Source organism: Colwellia sp. 5_MG-2023 (assembly GCF_030547795.1).
Taxonomy (GTDB): Bacteria; Pseudomonadota; Gammaproteobacteria; order Enterobacterales; family Alteromonadaceae; genus Colwellia.
In genome coordinates this window covers 113,533-134,313 of record NZ_JAUOPW010000002.1, presented here as the reverse complement: position 1 = coordinate 134,313, position 20,781 = coordinate 113,533, and the positions used below count along the sequence as shown (strand labels likewise).

General features: G+C 35.8%; 18 protein-coding genes. 12 read left to right on the top strand and 6 right to left on the bottom strand.

The window, feature by feature from the left end; translation table 11 throughout:
* The first annotated feature begins 98 nt into the window (after positions 1-98).
* The 5 genes from Q4496_RS02160 to Q4496_RS02140 all read left to right on the top strand — a co-directional run bounded on the left by Q4496_RS02160 (position 99) and on the right by Q4496_RS02140 (position 4,747).
* Positions 99-1,307, top strand: a complete 1,209-nt coding sequence (locus tag Q4496_RS02160; protein ID WP_303609858.1) for a glycine C-acetyltransferase — start codon at positions 99-101, stop codon at positions 1,305-1,307.
* Between the two features lie 12 nt (positions 1,308-1,319).
* Entirely contained in the window at positions 1,320-2,348 is a 1,029-nt protein-coding gene (gene tdh / locus Q4496_RS02155) for an L-threonine 3-dehydrogenase (protein ID WP_215971806.1), read from the top strand.
* A complete protein-coding gene (gene glpE, locus Q4496_RS02150; protein WP_303495277.1) occupies positions 2,348-2,680 on the top strand; it encodes a thiosulfate sulfurtransferase GlpE in 333 nt (110 codons plus the stop codon). Before tdh ends, glpE begins: the two co-directional genes overlap by 1 nt.
* Before the next feature lie 10 nt (positions 2,681-2,690).
* Positions 2,691-3,578, top strand: a complete 888-nt coding sequence (gene glpG, locus Q4496_RS02145; RefSeq protein ID WP_303609857.1) for a rhomboid family intramembrane serine protease GlpG — start codon at positions 2,691-2,693, stop codon at positions 3,576-3,578.
* 74 nt (positions 3,579-3,652) lie between these two features.
* Positions 3,653-4,747: an OmpA family protein gene (locus tag Q4496_RS02140; RefSeq protein ID WP_215971808.1), complete on the top strand. Its 1,095-nt coding sequence runs from the start codon at positions 3,653-3,655 to the stop codon at positions 4,745-4,747.
* 116 nt (positions 4,748-4,863) lie between these two features.
* Here Q4496_RS02140 and Q4496_RS02135 read toward each other — a convergent pair whose 3' ends face one another.
* Positions 4,864-5,241 carry a flagellar basal body-associated FliL family protein gene (locus tag Q4496_RS02135; protein WP_215971809.1) on the bottom strand — a complete coding sequence of 126 codons (378 nt, stop codon included), beginning with the start codon at positions 5,239-5,241 and terminating at the stop codon, positions 4,864-4,866.
* Between the two features lie 198 nt (positions 5,242-5,439).
* On the opposite strand from Q4496_RS02135, the gene Q4496_RS02130 reads away from it, so the two are divergent.
* The 5 genes from Q4496_RS02130 to Q4496_RS02110 all read left to right on the top strand — a co-directional run bounded on the left by Q4496_RS02130 (position 5,440) and on the right by Q4496_RS02110 (position 10,008).
* Positions 5,440-6,042 (top strand): chorismate lyase, encoded by a 603-nt coding sequence (locus tag Q4496_RS02130; RefSeq protein WP_215971810.1) that lies wholly within the window; start codon positions 5,440-5,442, stop codon positions 6,040-6,042.
* Positions 6,035-6,898 (top strand): 4-hydroxybenzoate octaprenyltransferase, encoded by an 864-nt coding sequence (ubiA, locus tag Q4496_RS02125; protein ID WP_215971811.1) that lies wholly within the window; start codon positions 6,035-6,037, stop codon positions 6,896-6,898. Before Q4496_RS02130 ends, ubiA begins: the two co-directional genes overlap by 8 nt.
* A 105-nt stretch (positions 6,899-7,003) precedes the next feature.
* Positions 7,004-8,077 carry a TRAP transporter substrate-binding protein gene (locus tag Q4496_RS02120; RefSeq protein ID WP_215971812.1) on the top strand — a complete coding sequence of 358 codons (1,074 nt, stop codon included), beginning with the start codon at positions 7,004-7,006 and terminating at the stop codon, positions 8,075-8,077.
* Positions 8,078-8,200: 123 nt separating this feature from the next.
* Positions 8,201-8,731, top strand: a complete 531-nt coding sequence (locus tag Q4496_RS02115; RefSeq protein ID WP_215971813.1) for a TRAP transporter small permease subunit — start codon at positions 8,201-8,203, stop codon at positions 8,729-8,731.
* On the top strand, positions 8,728-10,008 hold the full coding sequence (locus Q4496_RS02110) for a TRAP transporter large permease subunit (protein ID WP_303609856.1): 1,281 nt from the start codon (positions 8,728-8,730) through the stop codon (positions 10,006-10,008). The genes Q4496_RS02115 and Q4496_RS02110 overlap by 4 nt, the downstream gene beginning before the upstream one ends.
* A gap of 139 nt (positions 10,009-10,147) precedes the next feature.
* On the opposite strand, the gene Q4496_RS02105 is transcribed toward Q4496_RS02110, so the two are convergent.
* Positions 10,148-11,464 carry a M20 family metallopeptidase gene (locus Q4496_RS02105; protein ID WP_303609855.1) on the bottom strand — a complete coding sequence of 439 codons (1,317 nt, stop codon included), beginning with the start codon at positions 11,462-11,464 and terminating at the stop codon, positions 10,148-10,150.
* Positions 11,465-11,547: 83 nt separating this feature from the next.
* Entirely contained in the window at positions 11,548-12,264 is a 717-nt protein-coding gene (locus tag Q4496_RS02100; protein WP_215971816.1) for a cytochrome b/b6 domain-containing protein, read from the bottom strand.
* 164 nt (positions 12,265-12,428) lie between these two features.
* On the opposite strand from Q4496_RS02100, the gene Q4496_RS02095 reads away from it, so the two are divergent.
* Positions 12,429-12,917 (top strand): LuxR C-terminal-related transcriptional regulator, encoded by a 489-nt coding sequence (locus tag Q4496_RS02095; protein ID WP_215971817.1) that lies wholly within the window; start codon positions 12,429-12,431, stop codon positions 12,915-12,917.
* Between the two features lie 153 nt (positions 12,918-13,070).
* Here the strand turns inward: Q4496_RS02095 and Q4496_RS02090 are convergent, their stop codons facing one another.
* Positions 13,071-15,167, bottom strand: coding sequence for an amidohydrolase family protein (locus Q4496_RS02090; protein ID WP_215971818.1), 2,097 nt, complete (start codon positions 15,165-15,167; stop codon positions 13,071-13,073).
* 479 nt (positions 15,168-15,646) lie between these two features.
* On the opposite strand from Q4496_RS02090, the gene Q4496_RS02085 reads away from it, so the two are divergent.
* Entirely contained in the window at positions 15,647-18,859 is a 3,213-nt protein-coding gene (locus Q4496_RS02085) for an EAL domain-containing protein (RefSeq protein WP_303609854.1), read from the top strand.
* 134 nt (positions 18,860-18,993) lie between these two features.
* On the opposite strand, the gene Q4496_RS02080 is transcribed toward Q4496_RS02085, so the two are convergent.
* Together Q4496_RS02080 and Q4496_RS02075 are read right to left on the bottom strand one after the other, a co-directional pair.
* Entirely contained in the window at positions 18,994-19,596 is a 603-nt protein-coding gene (locus tag Q4496_RS02080; protein WP_215971820.1) for a DNA-binding response regulator, read from the bottom strand.
* Positions 19,593-20,756: a sensor histidine kinase gene (locus Q4496_RS02075; RefSeq protein WP_303609853.1), complete on the bottom strand. Its 1,164-nt coding sequence runs from the start codon at positions 20,754-20,756 to the stop codon at positions 19,593-19,595. Before Q4496_RS02075 ends, Q4496_RS02080 begins: the two co-directional genes overlap by 4 nt.
* Positions 20,757-20,781 lie beyond the last annotated feature (25 nt).

Genomic DNA, 20,781 nt, shown 5'->3' with positions numbered 1-20,781 from the left:
TTTACAAAATATTGTTCAGTGGGTGACTCTGTATAAGTTAGCGTAAGTGCGTACAATTAACACATTCATAATTTATCTATCAATGTAGGGTTTTTCGTATGTCTAAAGATAATTCGACAACTTTTTGTAACCATATTCAAGAACAAATTACACAAGTTAAAGCGGAAGGTTTGTACAAAGCAGAGCGTATAATTACTACTGCACAACAGGCTCAAATAGCTGTTAATACCGGTGAAGAGGTTATTAATTTCTGTGCCAATAATTATTTAGGTTTGGCGAACAATGCTAACCTTATTGCGGCTGCAAAAGCAGGGTTAGATGAACACGGTTTTGGTATGGCCTCAGTACGTTTTATTTGTGGTACACAAGATATTCATAAAACATTAGAGCAGGGTATTAGCGAATTTTTAGGCATGGAAGATACTATTCTATATTCTTCTTGTTTTGATGCTAATGCTGGGTTGTTTGAAACATTATTAGGTTCAGAAGATGCCATTATTAGTGATGCGCTTAATCATGCCTCAATTATTGATGGTGTGCGTTTATGTAAAGCAAAACGTTTTCGTTATGCCAATAATGATATGGCGGCATTAGAGCAAAGTTTAATTGAAGCTGATGCGGCTGGCGCACGTTTTAAATTAATTGCTACAGACGGTGTTTTTTCTATGGATGGTGTTATCGCTAACCTTAAGGGTATTTGTGATTTAGCAGACAAATACAATGCTATGGTGATGGTTGATGATTCACATGCTGTTGGTTTTGTTGGTGAAAATGGTCGAGGTAGTCATGAGTATTGTGAGGTAATGGGTCGTGTTGATATTATCACCGGTACATTAGGTAAAGCGATGGGCGGTGCTTCAGGCGGCTATACTTCAGCGAAAAAAGAAGTGATTGAATGGCTACGTCAACGTTCACGTCCCTACTTATTTTCAAACTCTTTGGCTCCTGCCATTGTTAATGCGTCTATACAGGTCTTGCAATTATTGGCACAAGGTGGTGAGTTGCGCAAAACGCTAAAAGAAAATACGGCATATTTTCGCAGCAATATGGAAGCTGCGGGCTTTACTTGTGCAGGTGCCGATCATGCTATTGTCCCGGTAATGTTAGGTGATGCAGCGGTAGCTAGTGAAATGGCAAATAGACTACTCGCAGAGGGTATATATGTGATTGGTTTTTCTTTCCCTGTTGTGCCAAAAGGCCAAGCACGTATTCGTACGCAAATTTCAGCGGCGCACACTAAAGCGCAACTAGATCAAGCTATTTCAGCCTTTACTCGTATTGGTAAAGAAATGAATGTGATTAGTTAAGGAATAAAAATTATGAAATCATTATCAAAATCCAAAGCAGAGCAAGGAATTTGGCTAACAGACACAGATAAGCCTGAAATGGGGCATAATGATCTGTTAATTAAAATTAAAAAAACTGCTATTTGTGGTACCGACATTCATATCTATAATTGGGATGAGTGGGCGCAAGGCACTATTCCTGTACCTATGGTTGTTGGTCATGAATATGCGGGTGAGGTCGTTGGCATTGGGCAAGAAGTAAAAGGTTTTGCGTTAGGTGATCGTGTTTCAGGAGAGGGGCATATTACTTGTGGCCATTGTCGAAACTGCCGAGGTGGACGCACACACTTATGTCGTAATACTGTGGGTGTTGGTGTTAATCGTGCAGGCTCTTTTGCGGAATATTTAGTGATTCCTGCTTATAACGCCTTTAAATTACCAGATGAAATTTCTGACGATTTAGCTGCTATTTTTGACCCTTTCGGTAACGCTGTACATACCGCCTTATCATTTGATTTAGTTGGTGAAGATGTCTTAATTACCGGCGCTGGCCCTATTGGTATCATGGCTGCGGCTGTTGCTAAGCATGTTGGTGCGCGTCATGTCGTTATTACTGATATTAATGAATATCGTTTAGAACTGGCTGAAAAAATGGGCGTTACACGTGCTGTTAATGTATCTAAAGAAAACTTAAAAGATGTGATGAATGACTTAGGTATGACAGAAGGTTTTGATGTTGGATTAGAAATGTCAGGTGTACCATCAGCATTTACAAGTATGTTAGACAATATGAATAATGGTGGTAAAATCGCCATGCTAGGCATTCCAGGCAAAGACATGGCGATTGATTGGAGCCAAATAATTTTTAAAGGTTTAACGATTAAAGGAATTTATGGTCGTGAAATGTTTGAAACTTGGTATAAAATGGCTAGTCTTATACAATCTGGTTTAGACTTATCGCCTATTATTACCCATCATTATGCGATTGATGATTTTCAAAAAGGGTTTGATGTGATGCGTTCTGGTAAATCAGGTAAAGTTATTTTAAATTGGGAGTTCTAGTGACAGATAATCAATCAAGTTTTAAACATATGCAAGTTGATGAATTACATGCGGTATTAGAGAGTAAAAGCCATGTTGTGGTAGATATACGAGACGAAACATCATTTTCAAATGGTCGGATAACAGATGCACTTCATTTAACGAATGAAAATTTAGCTGATTTTGTCCGAGATGCTGATCTTGATGCACCTGTTGTTGTATGTTGTTATCACGGACATTCTAGTCAACAAGCTGCACAATTTTTGTTGAGCCAAGATTTTACCGATGTATATTCTCTTGATGGTGGCTTTACGCAGTGGCAATTACAATATCCCGATAATATCGCTCGCTAAGGGTTAATCAATGCTTGAAGATCAAAGCTTAAAGGCTTTAGTTCAGTTAGAACAACATAATGTTGCTTTACTGTTTGCTAATTATTTAGTCACATTAGGCATTGATGCTAAAGTGGTTGCCGAAACGGTTATTACGGATACTGGTGAGAGTAAGCAAGGCTATACCGTATATTGTCAGCAAGATAAAAAAGAGCAAGCGCACATTGAATTTGAGAACTTTATTAAAAAGCCTTTTGATCAAAAATATCAGCAGGCTGCTTGGCATCATGGTGAAACTGTTAGTGTAAAAAGTGGTGATTTGACCCTGCTAAAGAGCTTTCGAGAAAGTTTTCTTGCGCATGCCGGCGTTGTGACCTTAGTAGTATTCATTCTTTGTTGGTTTGTTTATTTAGGGAGCAATTTAGGCTGGGCGCGCGATCTTTTTACCCTACTGCAGTTTTACCCTAAATTATCATTAGATGCTTTTATTACAGAGCCTTGGCGTATTATTGGCCCAGCATTTTTCCACTTTTCATTATTGCACATAGTGTTCAATACTATGTGGTGGTGGCAACTGGGTGGTAGTATTGAAAAAGAATTAGGCAAAGGAACGTTAATTAATTTGTTATTAGTTTCTGCTATTTTTTCTAATTTAGGACAATTTGTTGTTTCAGGTGCCAATTTTGGTGGTTTGTCTGGTGTTGTTTATGCGTTAGTAGGTTTTGTGTGGTGGTATGGTTATTTAGCACCAGAGAGAGGACTGTCGTTATCTAAACCTATTATTGGTTTCTTATTGTTTTGGCTAGTTTTAGGCTTTCTTGACATATTACCAGTGAATGTCGCTAATACAGCGCATTTATTAGGGCTTATTTCAGGGTGTTTGCTAGCGGTTTACAGTGTTAAATTTGTTAAGAATTAGTGTGCATTCCTTAAAAAAACTGTTAAAATGCGCCGAATTATTATACACGCTACATTTAACATGGAAATTAAATTATGAATAAGTTACAAGGCTTAAAAGCAGTACTTCTCTCTTCTCCTCTTCTTCTAACAAATGCATTTGCAGCAGATAAAACTCCACTAGCGGAAGATCTTGTTGGTAAGTTTTATGGTGGTGCGCATTTACTTTATATTGATACTGATGATGGCCGTAAACTTTCTGATCCATTAAAAGCGTCAGACCCGTATGCGACTAAAGGTCACGGTGCTGGTTTTGGTGCTGAGATTGGTTACCGTTTTACTGAGTCTGTAGAAGCTCGATTATCTTTTAGCCAAATTAATATTGATAAAGATAATAGTTTTTATGATAAGCCTTATGTAGCTGATATTTCTGCTTTGTACTTCCCAGAAAAAGAAAGCTTTTATGTTGTAGGCGGATTAGGCTATTTAGATATCGGTCAAGCAAAAGAATCTGTAAATTTAGGTGTTGGTTACCGTCACTACCTTAGTGAAAATACAGCGGTTTATCTTGAAGGTAAAGGCCATTATGAATTTTCAGATCACCATCAAGAAGGTAGTGCTCGTTTAGGTGTTATTTATTTCTTTGGTAGTGATAATAAATCAACACCTGTAAGAAATAAAAAGGCATCAACGACTGCAGCTGTTGCTCCAATTGTTGCTTCAGACACAGACAATGATGGCGTGACAGATAACAATGATCGTTGTCCAAGCACTCCTACTACTGATAAAGTAGATCAATACGGTTGTACTATCTTTACTGAAGAAACAAGCAGAATGAGCTTATTAGTTAATTTTGACAATAATAAGTCTACTGTTAAAGCAGAGTATTTATCAGAAATTAAAAAAATGTCTGATTTCCTAACGACTTACCCTGAAGTTTCTTTAGTAATTGAAGGCCACACTTCAAAAGTAGGTAGTGCTGCGTATAACAAAAAAATCTCACAGCAACGTGCTGATGCAATTGTTGACGTATTAGTTAATCAATTTAATATTGATAGTGATCGTTTATCTGCTGTAGGTTACGGTGAAGAAAACTTGCTTGATTCAGGTGATGATAAAGCAGCACATGCGAAAAACCGTCGCATAGAAGCGAAAGTTTCAGCAACTAAACAAGTTCCTGTTAGTCGCTAAAAACAGGTTGTTTTATTAGGTATTATTATCTAAACAGACAAAAGCCAAAGTGTGAACTTTGGCTTTTTTGTTTGTAGAACTAAGGGTATTTATTAAATTGGGTTAGCTTAACTCGCCTAATTATCTAACCATTGCGTGAATAAAAGCTTTTTAATTAACGGTTGACCTGTTTCTTGTGTTAATAACTCTTTTACTTTTTCTTCGCATTTCAGCAGTATCTCAGCACGGCCTTTAATCGATTTTATTTTTTCTTCAGGCTGTTTGCCGATAATATCAATAATGGCATCGCGTAATAATGCAGAATGATGCTCAACAATTTCTATATTTTGGCTAGGTACCATTAACTCAACAGTTAGGCGTACGTAACCCATTTTTTTCTTTAGAGGGATATAATTGGTGACTATGTCTGGTTCAAAGCCGAAATAGGCATAATCCACTGCCTTAGTGCTTAAAGGCATTAACAAACAAGTTCCAATCAACAAATATTTAAGCATAATGTTTACTTCTTAGAGTACATCAGTAGAAAATTAGAGACATTACTTATCATAACCTGAAATTAAATTTTTTCCTGAAAAAAGTCATTTTTTTTTAATCTTTTACTTTCAAGGTAAAATGAGTTCGGGCAAAAACAATGGTATTATCAATCGGGCTTTCACTTTTAGATTAATTTAGTTTAATTTGGTTTTTAGTTTATGAATTTTAAATCGTTTTTTCCTGTTACCTTGTCGAGTTTTTGGCATGATGCTAATGATAGCTTCATTGATGAAAATTTAAAAAGTTGGTTGCTTGATCCTGCTTCACTCACTTTACGTCTCAAGTCCCATTGTCATCAGTTTAGAGTGGAGCTTCTAGGTCAGAAAGTTGAAAAGTGCCAAGAAAGTGAAGCGGTCGACCTTATTCTTGCTGGAGAAGAAGTGTTAGTGCGAGAAGTTTTACTTTATTGTGATGATAAACCTCAAGTTTTTGCGCGAAGTTTACTACCATTGTCGAGTTTAACGGGGGCGGAACAGGCCTTAGCTAACTTAGGAACAAAGTCATTAGGACAAGTTATGTTTAATAACCCTTCTCTGAAAAGGAAAACCATTGAAGTTGCAGAGTTTGATGCCACTAGTACCGTTAGTCAGTTAGCTAATAAGTTACCAGGAGCGAGACAACCTTTAATATCGGCAAACAATCTTTGGGGGCGACGTTCAATATTTATTTTAGAAAATAAACCTTTGATGGTATCAGAGGTATTTTTACCTGGCGCATTCGCTTACCAACAAATAGACAAGCCAGGAGATAACTATGTTTAGTAGATCAAAACAAAAGTGGCAAGCAATCAAATTAATTACCCGTATGGATAAGCCTATTGGTACTTATTTATTACTATGGCCAACTTATTGGGCGTTATGGATTGCTAGTGATGGTTGGCCTAACTTCTATTTGTTACTTGTTTTTAGTCTTGGTGTATTTGTTATGCGTAGTGCCGGTTGCGTCATTAATGATATTGCTGATATGAAAATTGATGGTAAGGTTGAACGAACTAAAAATAGACCTTTAATTACAGGGTTAATTAGCAAAGAAGAAGCGATAAGTTTGTTTGGCCTGCTTATTGGTATTGCTTTAGGCTTAGTATTAACTTTAAGTTTACCAACAATTTATTTATCAATAGTGGCGTTGTTGTTAGCTTCTTCATATCCATTTATGAAGCGATATACCCAGTTACCACAAGTTGTTTTAGGTGCTGCTTTTAGTTGGGGAATGATTATGGCTTTTTCCGAGGCGCAAGGAGAGGTTCCGTTAGTTGCATGGCTACTTTTTAGTGCTAATGTTTTATGGACGGTTGCATACGATACTATGTATGCCATGGTAGACAAGGATGATGACTTAAAGATTGGCGTAAAGTCGACTGCTATTTTATTTGGTGAACATGACAAACGTATTATCGCTTTTTTGCAATTACTGGTTTTAGGGCTTTTGTTTACCGTTGGTGAGTTATTAGCATTTGGTTGGCCTTATCAATTAAGTCTGATTATTGCCGCAGGTTTATTTAGCTATCAACAGATGTTAATTAATGATCGTAAGCGTGAGCGATGCTTCCAAGCTTTTCTACATAATCATTGGGTTGGCATGGCGATTTTTATTGGTATTTGTATTGAATATTTATAGGTTTTTTATAATTAAAGACTAAAGTCTTGTTTACTTTTTGAACTCGAGTTGCTATTAAATAGATTCAATAATAAAAAAATGATTCTAATTAATTCGGGGAAGGGAATGAAAAAATCAATATTGTTAACACTACTGCTTGTATTGTCGTTAGGGGTTTCAGGAATAGTAAATGCTGCAGACGGTAAGGTTTATCGTTGGAAATTAGCTGAAACTTGGGGGCCAAACTTTCCTGTTTTTGGTGATACCACTAAAAACTTAGCTAAGATAGTAAAGGAAATGTCAGATGGTCGTTTGATTATCCGTGTTGACTCAGCTAACAAACATAAATCACCATTAGGTGTTTTTGACTTTGTTAAAAGTGGTCAATATCAAATGGCGCATTCTGGCTCTTACTATTGGAAAGGAAAAAACTTCAACACATTATTTTTCACTACAATACCTTTTGGTATGACAGCACCAGAACAATATGCTTGGTTCTATCATGGTGGTGGCATGGAGTTAATGAAAAAAGTTTACGACCAGTATGGTATTCTATCTTTTCCAGGCGGTAATACTGGTAACCAAATGGGGGGCTGGTTTAAAAAAGAAATAAATACTGTTGAAGATCTTAAGGGATTAAAAATGCGTATTCCTGGTTTTGCCGGTGAGGTTTTAGCAAAATTAGGCGCCAAACCAACCAATATTCCTCCAGGTGAGCTTTATACTGCACTTGAGCGTAACACCATTGATGCTCTTGAATGGGTAGGTCCTTCGTTAGACTTACGTATGGGGTTCCATAAAATAGCTCCATATTACTATACCGGTTGGCATGAGCCTGCAACTGAACTGCAGTTTATGGTAAATGAGAAAGCTTATAATTCATTACCAAAAGATTTACAAAAAATCTTAACAATAGCAATGAAGACTGCTGCTTATGATATGTATATTCAGTCATATCACGAGAGTGCAATTAATTTAGCATCACTTAAAAAAGATTACCCTAATGTAAAAATGCGCTCTTTTCCTAAAGATGTCATGAATGCGATTCAGGAAGCAAATAATGAGTTGCTAAATGAATTTGCTGCGAAAGATCCTATGACAGCAGAAATTTTAAAATCTCTAACGGAGTATGAAGATAAAGCAAGGGCATGGACTAATTTGTCTGATCGCGCTTATCTTGACAACTTCGACGCTAAGTAAGTCGTAAATAGTTAAAAATATATTGCAGATGTCTTTACTTAGTATAGTCATCTGCTTTTTTTGTTGGGGTTTACCAACATTAGTTTGTAAATTTGTATGAGTATTAATCATGAGAATTATTAGATGAATTTCACGTTAAAAGTCATAGGTAAAATTATTGATGCACTTGGTAATTTTTGTAGCATATTAATGTTACTCATGATTATGAATGTTTTTTATGATGTGGTTAAACGTTACTTTTTCAATGACGTTAGCATTGGTATGCAAGAATTAGAGTGGCACTTGTTTGCTGCCATGTTTATGTTTGGTATCGCTTACACTTTAAAAGAAGATGCACACGTGCGAGTCGATATTTTTTATGATCGAATGTCTGCGCGTAAGCAAGCAATTATTAATCTTTTTGGCAGTTTATGCCTTGCCTTACCAATCACCATAGTTATTCTCTATTACAGCATAGATTATACGCTAGGCGCCTATCAGATGAATGAAGGTAGTGCTGATCCTGGTGGACTGCCTTATCGATGGATTGTACGTTCTGTTATTCCAATTTCATCAGTTTTTCTTATTATGTCTATTATTTACATGGCATTGAATAGCGTTCGCACCTTAATTACACCTGTGCTAGTCACCTATAAAGAAGGAGATGACTCATGACGGGTTTAGTTCTTTTTGGTATCGCACTAATTTGTTTATTTTTAGGTTACTCGGTTGCTTTTACGTTTGCAGGTGTTTCTCTAATTGTTGGTGTTTATGTTTTAGGGTTTGAGTTATTTGAATTTATGCCGTATCGCATAATGAGCATTATGGAAAACACCATTTTAATGGCCGTCCCTATGTTTATTTTTATGGGTATAGTGCTACAAAAAACTGGCTTAGCTGAACGCTTATTGGAATCAGCTGCGAAATTGTTTGGTGGTATTCCTGGTGGTGTTGCTGTTTCAACTATTGTTGTTGGTGCTTTACTGGCCGCTTCAACTGGTGTTGTTGGTGCAAGTGTAGTTGCTATGGGCGTTATTTCCTTGCCTGTTATGTTGAAGAACAATTACCATCAACCAACTGCTGCTGGTGTTATTTGTGCGTCTGGTACGTTAGGGCAAATCATTCCTCCTTCTATTATTTTAATTATTCTAGGTGATGTAATGGGGGTGCCGGTAGGCGACTTATTCCGCGCTGCAATAATACCTGGCATGTTATTAGTGGTTTTTTATACTGTATATATTTTAGTTTTAGGTCAGTTTAAGCCTGATTTTATGCCACCTATAGAGGTAAATGAAAGCAAACGCGAATTATTGATGCAAGCATTAAAAGATATTGTGCCACCTATGATACTTATTTTGATTGTGTTGGGTTCAATCTTTGCTGGTATAGCGACACCTACTGAATCGGCTGCTATCGGTGCTGTTGGAGCAATAATATTATCGATATTGTATAGAAGCTTTTCTTTTTCTAAGTTACATGAAGTGTCAAAAGAAACGGTTAAGGTAACCTCAATGGTCTTTGCTGTTTTAATTGGTGCAACTGCATTTTCGATGGTATTTAGTTATTCAGGCAGTGAGTATCTTATTGAAGATTTCTTTTTAGAATTGCCTGGTGGAACATGGACTTTTATCGCTTTTGCGATGATTGCCATTTTAATCCTAGGCTTTTTTATTGATTTTATCGAAATTGCTTTTTTAGTGGTGCCAATTTTATTACCAGTGGCTATCGCGTTAGACATTAACTTAGTGTGGTTTGCGATTTTAATATCGATGAATTTACAAACATCCTTCCTAACACCGCCTTTTGGTTTTAGTTTATTCTATTTGAAAGGAGTCGCGCCTAAATGGATGAAAACCACGACTATTTATAAAGGTGTTATTCCTTTTATTCTTATGCAAATTTTAGTGTTGTTATTAGTATTAATCTTTCCTGAGCATTTGATTTTTTCTTAGTGAAGGTAACGATAATAGTGCTAGCAATAAAAAGGTGCCAAAAAATAATTTTTTGGCACCTTTTTATAGATATTTTGGATATGTAAAACATCAGTTTGAATTAATACCGTTATTTAATCGCCGTAACTAAATCGCGCTATTATTGCTTTTGCAGCAGTTTCGTCGCGTTTTCTGTCATACCAATAACACCAGTTAAAATAGTTGGTTTTGCATCAGGTGCAAACTTGCCAGAATGAAGAGAAGGTAAAGCATTATTATTTTTCTTGGCCTCTTTATATTGAGTAGGGTTTACCGTACCTAACCATAATAATGTACTTGGTATTTTTTCTTTAGTACGTCCATAACGAGAAAAATCTTCTCCAGCCATAACAGGAGGAACTACAACAATGTTGTCTTTACCTAATACCTGTTCAAGGTTATTGACCACTTGTTGGGTGAATTCTGGTTGATTATAAACGGCAGGAGTATATTCTTCTTTTACAATCACCTTAGGCAGAAGTTCATCTGGTATTCCCGCTGTTTTTGCAATGCCATGGCTTATCTGTTCAATACGTTTAAGTAAAAAGTTACGAGATTCATCGGAATAAGATCGCACTGTTAATTGCAGTTTAACTTCGTTACCAATAATGTTGTGTTTTGTACCGCCATGAATAGACCCAACAGTTATTACGGCAGATTCAAGAGGTGATATTTCACGGCTGACAATGGTTTGAAGTTTAATGACTATTTCTGAAGCCATCACCACAGGATCTATTGTGTTATGAGGATATGCGCCATGGCCACCAATACCTTTAATTAATATATCGACGGAATCAACATTTGCCATCGCATATCCTTTGATGTAACCGATTTTTCCTGCAGGTAAATCAGCGGAAACATGCATAGCGATATTATAATCAGGCAATGGAAACTTTTTATATAAACCTTCAGCCAACATTTGTTTAGCGCCATAGCCTATTTCTTCTCCAGGCTGCGCTATTAGCATTAAAGTACCTTGCCATTGATCTTTATGTTGTACCATTTGTTTTGCGGTACCTAGCAATACCGTCATATGCATGTCATGTCCACAAGCGTGCATTACAGGAATAGATAGACCTGCTGTATCATTAAAAGTAGCGACACTTGCATAAGGGAGCCCTGTTTCTTCTAACACAGGTAGTCCATCAGTATCTGCTCTAAGCATTATTGTTGGCCCCGTGCCATTTTTTAAAATGGCGACTAAACCTGTTCCAGCAATGCCTTCAGTAACGTCATAACCATACTTTTTTAATTCTTTTGCTAAAAAAGTAGCTGTATTTACTTCATGTTTTGAGAGTTCAGGTGTTTGATGTAAATGATGATAAATCTTTTCTAAATTCGGCAATTCATTTTGAATTGATTTGTTTAGAACGTCAGCATTAGCGAAAAATGTTAACTGTGATACGATAAAAATAAAAGTGAACGTATGTTTTTTCAAAATACTGTACCTGCTTTGTTGACTTGGTATAAAGCCTCAATTATGTATTGAGACAATGAATTTAAAGTCTATCAGAAAAGCAATTATTTTTCTGAATGCTCTTTGGGAAGGTATTTATAGCCAGTAACCATGGCAGATACGAGCGCTGTTTTCTCTCTTCTTTCAGCAATGATTACACCTAAGATATGTAAAGGAATCAGAAATAGTAGGCCGTAAAATGCATAAACATGGGCTGTAATAAAAGGGCTGCGTATAGCCCGCATTTCTGTGTAGGCTTTTTCATCAATATTCACTTTTGAATAAGGTTGTATTGCTTCAATGTTTTGTTTATCAATAGCGATACTTTGGGCAAAATACTTGCCAAATGGAGGGTAGTAAATATCTGTTCCTGCAATAACTAAACCTGAAACCATTTGAACAAACATCAATGATAGCAAGGCGAATACCATCAATTTTCCTGCGGGATTATGTCCTTTATAAACAGCTTGTTTATGTTGCTTGAAATCAATTAACTCTTTTGAAAAACCTTTGTTAAAAGGTAATACTTTGCTCCATCGCTCATGTGCTTTACCGATAAAACCAATAATTAATCTAAAAATAAGGTTGATAGCAAAAACATAACCAAGATAAACATGAATTGTTTTTAGTAATATTTTTCCATCAGTAGATACGCCTAACGATTTAGCATTAAAAATGATTAAACCTACAGCGATGAGTAGAGTTATGGAGATCACATTGACCCAATGAAAAAGGCGAACATTTCGACTCCACACAAAAACTGGTTCACGTTTACTATTCATATTAACCTCTCAATATATTGTTTATAATATCCAAAATGATTTTATGCTTTAAGTATCTCTTTTATCCGATTATAAATCATTGGGCATTCGTTAGTTTTTTCTTTTTATAACGCTATAGTACATTTGTCTATTGTATTTTTAGCTATCTGATATTTAGGCTTTTTATGAGAAATATACTCATCACTATAATGTTAATTACTATTATGGTTTTAAATTTTTTTGATGTCCTCTTTGATATTTCCATGGGGGCGCCTAGTTGGCATATTATTTCAGAAAGCTTGATTGTAATAGTGTCAGGCATTGGCGCAATCCTGTTAATTAAAGATATTAATGAAAAAATATCTAATATATCGACATTAAAAAAAGCATTAATGGTTTCCGACGATAAGCTGAAAAACATTTCAGATGAAATGAAAAATGCTCGTTATGAGTACGGTGTTGTTATTCATAATCAATTCAACGAGTGGTCACTCACTCCCAGTGAAAAAGAAGTCGGTATGTTATTACTGAAGGGCTTGAGTTTTAAAGAGATTAGCGCAGTTAGAAATACCAAAGAAAAAACAGTTCGACAACAAGCTTCTATTCTTTATAGTAAAGCTAATGTTGAAGGAAGGCATGAATTTTCAGCATGGTTTTTAGAAGATTTTATTTAATAAAAATATGTTATTTGAGTTATGGCGATTATAGAGTTTTACTAAGCACCACATTAAGTGGTGCATTGATACTTAGCCAACAGTGCTCTCTATAATGATGAGAATAGTTAAATACATCATTTGGTTAATATTGTCGTTATATAAAAATTCCAGTTAGTTATTATACTCGTCACCTTCAAAAACCTTTGGTATTGTGGTGAATGGCTTAATACCAAACTCAGGGTAAACTTCACTAGGAAAATAAATAGCACCATCTTTTGAAACCATGGATACTGTTTTTATCGCGCGTAAGTCAGCAAGAGGATTGCCTGGCACTAAGAAAAAATCGGCTAACTTTCCTACTTCAATGCTACCAAGTTGATCGCCATAGCCTAAATAATTAGCCATATCATACGAGCCTCGGCGTAAAACTTCAGCGTTAGACATACCTATTTTTTTAAAAAGTTCTAGCTCTCTATGCAGCTCAAAAGCACCACCTAAATCGGTGCCAGGTACTAGGAAAATTCCTTTTTTGTGCATTAAGGTCAGTGTTTCAATAATTTTTTCAAAAGCCAGTTGGTAAGCAATATCTTCTGCTTTATCTGCAACATTTAATAGTGCTATTTTGGCATTTCTTTGAACGCCGACAGGCATATTATCGATATAATCTTGAGTGCCAATGCGAGTTTCACCATTTCTCGCTGTTAGGCCAAACTCATGAATGACGATAGTAGGATCAACGGCAATATTTTTTTCGACCATAGTATTTAAGGTTTTTTGTACTTTTTTGCTATTGAGATCTAAGTCGACAAAGCGTTTCATGCCAGTAATGCGATAAAGTGTTCGAGTATCTTCATCCCGCTCTAGTACCCAGCTGAGCATGCCTTGATTGATATGGGTAATTTCATCGTAACCTGCGGCAATCATATCATCAACAGTTGAGAATGCTGGAATATGCCCAGTAACACGCATACCATGATTTTTAGCGGCTTTTGCCATGGCGGGCACCCATTCACCGTTAATTGAACTGTATACTTTTATTTGAAAGTATCCGCCTTTTTCACCATACATGTTTACAAGATCAACCGCTTCTTGTTCAGTTGATGCTATTTCGCCCGTAGCTGCTGAAAATTCGCTTTTACCTTCAATAAAGCCACTTTTAGTAATACGTGGACCAATGATTGTATTGTTTTCAATTTTATTAATTAACGGGTCGAGTATTTCTATTTCGTTCCCCATGTCTCTTACTGATGTTACACCAGCCATAACATTAAGTAGGGCATCGTTATCGCTCATGTGACCATGCATTTCATATAAACCAGGAATTAATGTGCCGCCATTACCATCAATTAATACTTCGCCATCTTTAGCTGCATTAATTGATGACTCAATAGCTATAATTTTGTTATTTTGAATTAACACTGATTGAGAGGATGTGAGTTGCAAGTTAATAGGGTTAAAAATTTTAACATTATTAATACGAACGGGTTTTTTATATTGGTGTGTTGTTTTTTTAGCTATTTTTTCAAATCGATTTGCGTTTAAGCTAGTGGCTAAATCACTTAATACTTTATTTTGTTTTTCAAACCCTTCACGAATAACTACAAAACGCGGAGATAAATAAGCAAGCATATGTTGGTTTTCATCAAGGGCAATATAACTAGGATCGAGTTCAATACCATTGATGGCATAAATCACAGTATTGGCTATGTTGTTATTAATATCGCCAAGTTTAACAGTGTCGACTGGAGTGATGGTTAATTTGCCAGAAGGAAGTGCGGGTAATGATTTACTTGTTTGATTTAGTAATGCTTTAGCATATATGAAAAGTGAATATGGGCTTGAGTTTTGTGCAATATATATTGCAGCATCGTTAAACTCGGTACTACCTTTTTCAGCGGAACTCAGCCAATTTGCCATATTACCTTGTAAGTTAAACTGTTCATTCACTTCATTACCAAAAACCGTTTTTCCTGTAATGCGCCAGTCAGTCGGTAATCCCATATCTGTTAAGGTTAGTGTTTCTTTACTGCTAGCACCACGACCATTATTGCTAAATGAAAAGTCGATATTGATATTTTTTTTATCTCGGTTTACTAATAGTTTGCCAACATCTGTTCCTCCAAATATGACACTAAACTTTTCTTGCTTAGGCAGTGAGTTTGGTACTGTATTTTCTGATTTATATGGTTGAGCGCATCCAGCGATTGTTATCAGCATAATACTACCGATAAATGCTTGGATAGATTTCATTGATATTTGAATATACATAAGAATGTCTATTGTTATGAGGTTCAGAATATTAAGAATAAGCGCTATGAATGCTCTAAGCAACTTAATGTTACAAATGAGCTTGTTACTGTGTTTGTACATAATGACGAGTAAACACTCAATTGGTGTGCAAATTAAGCATTAAAACGTCGTATTAGTTGAAGGAGATCAAACTTAAGCGCTCATTATCTTGCTAGAGTTAATGGCTTAATGCGCTAGTTGATTTTCTATTTTGGTTTACATTGTAATTTTTTGTTTTTGTACAATACTGAATATGTAAGCTAAACAATAAATTGCTTCCTATTAAGACAATACTTGGATATAGCGCTTAATTGAAAGTTAAATTTGCAAAGCTCCTTATAACTGAAATGTATTGCAACTTAAAAAATGGTTAGGTTTCTTATAGTGAAGTATTTGTTACTGATATTTACGTCCTTAATAATGGTCGACTTGTCAGCTATGTTATTTAGGTCATGAATATGAAACAACGACAGATTATGGTAAACCAGACACAACAAAATAAAAGTAGACTAGATCTAGTTTTAGAGCAAAGTGGCATTGGGCGTTGGGAACTTATTCTTAGTGACTTATCTTCTTATCGTTCGTTAAGGCATGACATAATATTTGGTTATAGTTCATTACTGCCAAAGTGGACCTATGGAATGTTTCTTGAGCACATTATTCCGGAAGAAAGGGATTATGTTGATAAAAAATTTCAAGAAGCAAGGGAAAATAAAACAGATTGGTATCTTGAATGCCAAATTATGCGAAAAGATGGTGAAATTCGTAGTATTTTGGTTTCCGGAGGCTATACATTTGATATCAATGGGCAAACCAAAGCGATGTCAGGGATAGTTCAAGATATTACCGAATTAAAACAAGTTGGTATTAATCTATTACGCCAGAGTGCTGAACTAGAAAGTTTATTTAATGCGCTGCCTGACACTTATTTTCGTATGATGTCTGATGGCACTATTCTAGACTGCCGTACACAAAATAAAGATAAATTATATAAAAACCCTCAAAGTTTTATTGGCCAACGAATGCAAGATGTTTTACCTAAAAAAATAGGCAAGATATTTCAAGAAAAAATTGAAAAGCTCTCACAAGTAAACAAATTCACTGCTTTTAAATATGAATTAATGCTCAACAGTCAGGTTATGCATTTTGATGCTCGTATCAATATCATTCCTCATAATGGCCAGCTTATTTGTGTTATTCGTGATGTAACTGAAGAAGTTAAGTCGAAAGAGTCGTTAGCAGATAGTGAACAATTATTTCGTAGTATTTTTGAACAAGCTGCTATTGGAGTCGCTCTGATAAGTGCCAAAGAAGGTAAGTTCATCCGTATTAATCAACGGTTTTGCGACATGCTCGGCTATAGTGTTGATGAGATGGTAAATGAAAAGCACTTTACCGAACTTACCCATCCAGATGACTTACTAAATAGTATTGGTAGTCGGGAAAAAATACTGAATGGTTCACAACGTGAAGTGACGATAGAAAAACGTTATATTCACAAAAATGGTCATATTATTTGGGTGAAGTTGACAATCTCCCCCACTTGGCAAGTTGGGGAACAACCTCATAGTCATATTGTTGTTGTTCAAGATATTACTAAACGTAAGAAAAATGAAGAGAAACTCCAGTTGTTAGCGAGAGTTTTTAGCGATACCCATGAAGGCATTATGATTACCGACGCCAATCAGGTGATTGTTGATGTGAATCCGGCATTCATTAAAATAACTGGCTATAGCCATGAAGATGTTATTGGTAAGTCACCAAGAATTTTAAGCTCGGGAAAGCAAAGTTCGCAGTTTTATGCACAGATGTGGCAGTCAATCATAGAGCATGGACATTGGAAAGGTGAAGTATGGAATAGAAACAAACAGGGGGTGCTATATTCTGAGTTGCTCAATATCTCATCACTAACCAATGATGATGACGAAGTTACGCATTATGTTGCTGTTTTTTCTGATATTACCAGTATTAAACATCAGCAAGATAAACTTAACTTAATGGCGCATTATGATGTACTCACCAATTTACCCAATAGAGCTTTATTTGTTGACCGTTTTCATCAATCGATTGCACATAGCAAAAGAACTGGGCATCAATTGGCTGTTTGTTTTCTTGATCTAGATGACTTTAAGCCTGTAAATGATAATTATGGTCATGAAGCGGGCGATCATTTATTAATTGAGGTTGCAAAGCGCATCACTAGTTGTATTAGGGAAGAGGATACTGTGTCTCGTCAAGGAGGGGATGAATTTGCTATTCTCTTAAATGACATTAAATCAGCGTCACAATATGAATCAACTATGCAGCGTATTCATCAAGCTTTAGCTTTACCTTATTTTATTGATGGTATTCAACATAATATTACTGCTTCGAGTGGGATTACCTTATATCCTTTAGATGATGGTGATATTGATACTTTATTACGACATGCTGATCACGCTATGTATCAATCTAAACTATCGGGTAAGCATCGCTCTGTATTGTACAGCCCAGATTCAGATCAACGTATAATTGAAAAGAACCTACAATTAGAAGAAATAGAGCAGGCTTTAGCTAATGGTGAGTTTCAATTGTACTATCAGCCTAAAGTGAATATGCTAACAGGTGATGTGTTCGGTGTTGAAGCTTTAATACGCTGGTTTCACCCAGAAAAAGGATTAATTCCACCGCTAGACTTTTTACCTGATATTGATGGTACCTCGTTAGAATGCGTTCTTGGCGATTGGGTTATAAATGAGGCACTGCAGCAGCTTGCTAAATGGCAATTACAAGGCATTGAACTTGAAGTAAGTGTTAATATATCATCAAACCATCTGCACTCACCTTCATTTTTTAGTGTGCTTGAAGCATCCTTAGCGGCGTATCCTTCTATAAATGCACAATTTTTGCAATTAGAAATATTAGAGAGTTCAGCGTTAGGTGATTTAAATACGATTACAAATATTATTGAGAAGTGCCAAAAAAGATTAGGTGTTGGTGCGTCTTTAGATGATTTTGGTACAGGTTATTCTTCGTTAACTCACCTAAGGAGCCTACCGATTAATACTATTAAAATTGATCAGAGTTTTGTTCGAGATATGCTTGATGATCCAAGTGACTATTCAATTATTGATGGTGTTATTTCCCTAACGAAATCATTTAATCGCCAAGTTATCGCTGAAGGTGTTGAAACAACTAATCATGGCTTAATGTTACTATTAATGGGATGTGAGCAAGCACAAGGTTATGGAATAGCTAAACCTATGCCTGCTGAAGATTTATGTTCGTGGCTTAAAGATTATGTTCCAAATCAGCGTTGGTTGCTTTGTGGAAATAAACAACTTAATAGTAAAGAAAGCAGTATCGAGATATTTACGCTAATTACCTCGCAGTGGCGAAATCGATTTAGAAATAAAATATTATCACCACCTGAAGACGATAAACCTTGGCCAAACCTTAATCTTAAAGAGTGTCACTGTGGGAATTGGATTCGCTTGAAAATTCAAGAACAGTTATTTGATAAGAGGTCATTATTGCAACTTGAGCAAGCTCATGATGATGCTCATGTGATTGCTCAAGAAATACAGCATAAATATCAATCAGGAGATATAAAGTCGGCACGTGCTAATTTAATAGCTTTTGAATTAGCTTTTAATGTGATGGGGGATATTACAAGTATATTAAATACTTAAGTGAAGTTATGATACTGGTTTATATAAATAACCATATACTGTCAATCTCAACCCTGTAACAATCTCTGCCGAAAGTACTCAAAAAGAACAAATATTCATAGTTGTCTTTTATATTAAGCGTTATAAAATCGAACTTAAATCCAACCCTTTTGTTTGGCTATTCTTGCAGCATCAATACGATTCACTGCATTAAGTTTAGATATGGCTTCGGATAAATAGTTTCGAACTGTACCTTCAGATAAAAATAAAGCCTGGGCAATTTCTGCGGTTTTAAGGCCATCTCCGGCTAATTTAATGGCTTTACGCTCTTTATTTGATAGTGGATCGTTGTCGTCTAACGCCATTAATGCTAATTCTGGATCGATGACTCGTTGTCCATTTTGTACTTGTTTGATTGCGTTTACTAAATACTCAGTGGGCGATTCTTTTAGAATGAAGGCTTTTACACCGAGTGCCATAGCACGTTTGATATATCCTGACTTAGAAAACGTTGTCATGATCAAGATATCAATATGTGTATAGTCAGCTTGAACTCTTTCTGCTAATTCCAAACCTGACATTATTGGCATTTCAATATCGCTTAAAATAAAATCGACCTTAATATTTTTTAGCATATCCAGTGCTATTTGGCCGTTTTCAGCTTGGCCAACAATTTCAATATTGTCTTCTAATGCCAATAAGCTGCAAATAGCGCCACGTACTAAGGCTTGATCTTCAACGACGAGTATTTTAATCATATAGAAATTGTGTCCTTGGTTTCTGTGTTTATTTTCATTGTTGCAAGTAATGGAATCACTACAGCAAGTTTAACTCCATCATCATAATTAATGTCCAGAGAGCCTCCTAATTCTGCGACCCGTGAACGCATTCCATCTATTCCATTACCCGGTTTTATTTTTGTTGTTTTACCATTATCGCCAATATTCAATTTTACGTTATTAGCGTCAGCGCTAATAGCAATAGAAACACTATTACCATTACTGTGTCTAAGAATGTTTGTTATCCATTCTTTACTTAGTATTATCAAGGTCGATTCTACCATTGGTGGTAAATTCGAGGCATCAATATAACATTGAGTGTCGAATTTCATGTTTTTTAATTCATTTGTTAATTTTTGAAGCGAAGCACTTAAGCCTTGCAGTTTTAAGCCCGTTACCGCCAAACGAACCTCAGACAATGTTTGTCTAGCAAGGTTTGCAACTTCAGAAATTTCTTTTGTCGCGGCTTCAAAGTGTTGCTTATTTGCTAGTTTTTCAGCAAGTTCAGATTTTAAAGCTAATGATGATAACGAATGGCCTAGTAAGTCGTGCATATCTCGCGCAATCCTTTCTCGTTCAGCAATCGCGGCTAGTTGTTCAATTTGTTGATTTTTCTTTTGCTGTAAACAACTATGTATATATTCTTTTTGGCTAAAAATACCATAGACAAACAGACTAAATGAGCAAGCAAGCGAAGGTCCAAGATAATAAGGGCTCAGTAAATCAAGTATTAACGCGGAAGAAATTTGTGCTGCTAAGTTCAATATTAATAATAGAACCGCATACTTTCTTAAAAAATAGTAACCACTAAAAAAGGCAGCGTATCCAAATAATGCATTAGTTCCTGGGTTTATGGCTGCACCGACAGCTGATAATATAACAATTGCAATAATCGGTTTTAGTACAGCTTTCCCTGTTGACCGTATTGCTTGAAAAAATAAGGCAATAAAGCAAATATAGATAACAAATACGCTTATTAATTGGGTATTTGTATATTGTTCATACTTAGCAATGATATGAAAGAAATAGAATAATGAGAATGTGAGTGAAAAGTAACTCCATTTAGCTGCACCAGTATCGGCAATAGGGTCGATAACAAACGGTTGCTCATCTTTTGCTTTTAAAGGGTTTCCGGTCATTTTTTATTCCTTTTTTCTCTTGGAA

Excerpts from the sequence above, each read along its gene's own strand:
- Q4496_RS02160 (WP_303609858.1), top strand. The coding sequence starts at position 99 with ATGTCTAAAGATAATTCGACAACTTTTTGTAACCATATTCAAGAACAA.
- tdh (WP_215971806.1), top strand. The coding sequence starts at position 1,320 with ATGAAATCATTATCAAAATCCAAAGCAGAGCAAGGAATTTGGCTAACA.
- glpG (WP_303609857.1), top strand. The coding sequence starts at position 2,691 with ATGCTTGAAGATCAAAGCTTAAAGGCTTTAGTTCAGTTAGAACAACAT.
- Q4496_RS02140 (WP_215971808.1), top strand. The coding sequence starts at position 3,653 with ATGAATAAGTTACAAGGCTTAAAAGCAGTACTTCTCTCTTCTCCTCTT.
- Q4496_RS02135 (WP_215971809.1), bottom strand. The coding sequence starts at position 5,241 with ATGCTTAAATATTTGTTGATTGGAACTTGTTTGTTAATGCCTTTAAGC.
- Q4496_RS02130 (WP_215971810.1), top strand. The coding sequence starts at position 5,440 with ATGAATTTTAAATCGTTTTTTCCTGTTACCTTGTCGAGTTTTTGGCAT.
- ubiA (WP_215971811.1), top strand. The coding sequence starts at position 6,035 with ATGTTTAGTAGATCAAAACAAAAGTGGCAAGCAATCAAATTAATTACC.
- Q4496_RS02120 (WP_215971812.1), top strand. The coding sequence starts at position 7,004 with ATGAAAAAATCAATATTGTTAACACTACTGCTTGTATTGTCGTTAGGG.
- Q4496_RS02115 (WP_215971813.1), top strand. The coding sequence starts at position 8,201 with ATGAATTTCACGTTAAAAGTCATAGGTAAAATTATTGATGCACTTGGT.
- Q4496_RS02110 (WP_303609856.1), top strand. The coding sequence starts at position 8,728 with ATGACGGGTTTAGTTCTTTTTGGTATCGCACTAATTTGTTTATTTTTA.
- Q4496_RS02100 (WP_215971816.1), bottom strand. The coding sequence starts at position 12,264 with ATGAATAGTAAACGTGAACCAGTTTTTGTGTGGAGTCGAAATGTTCGC.
- Q4496_RS02095 (WP_215971817.1), top strand. The coding sequence starts at position 12,429 with ATGAGAAATATACTCATCACTATAATGTTAATTACTATTATGGTTTTA.
- Q4496_RS02090 (WP_215971818.1), bottom strand. The coding sequence starts at position 15,167 with ATGTATATTCAAATATCAATGAAATCTATCCAAGCATTTATCGGTAGT.
- Q4496_RS02085 (WP_303609854.1), top strand. The coding sequence starts at position 15,647 with ATGAAACAACGACAGATTATGGTAAACCAGACACAACAAAATAAAAGT.
- Q4496_RS02080 (WP_215971820.1), bottom strand. The coding sequence starts at position 19,596 with ATGATTAAAATACTCGTCGTTGAAGATCAAGCCTTAGTACGTGGCGCT.
- Q4496_RS02075 (WP_303609853.1), bottom strand. The coding sequence starts at position 20,756 with ATGACCGGAAACCCTTTAAAAGCAAAAGATGAGCAACCGTTTGTTATC.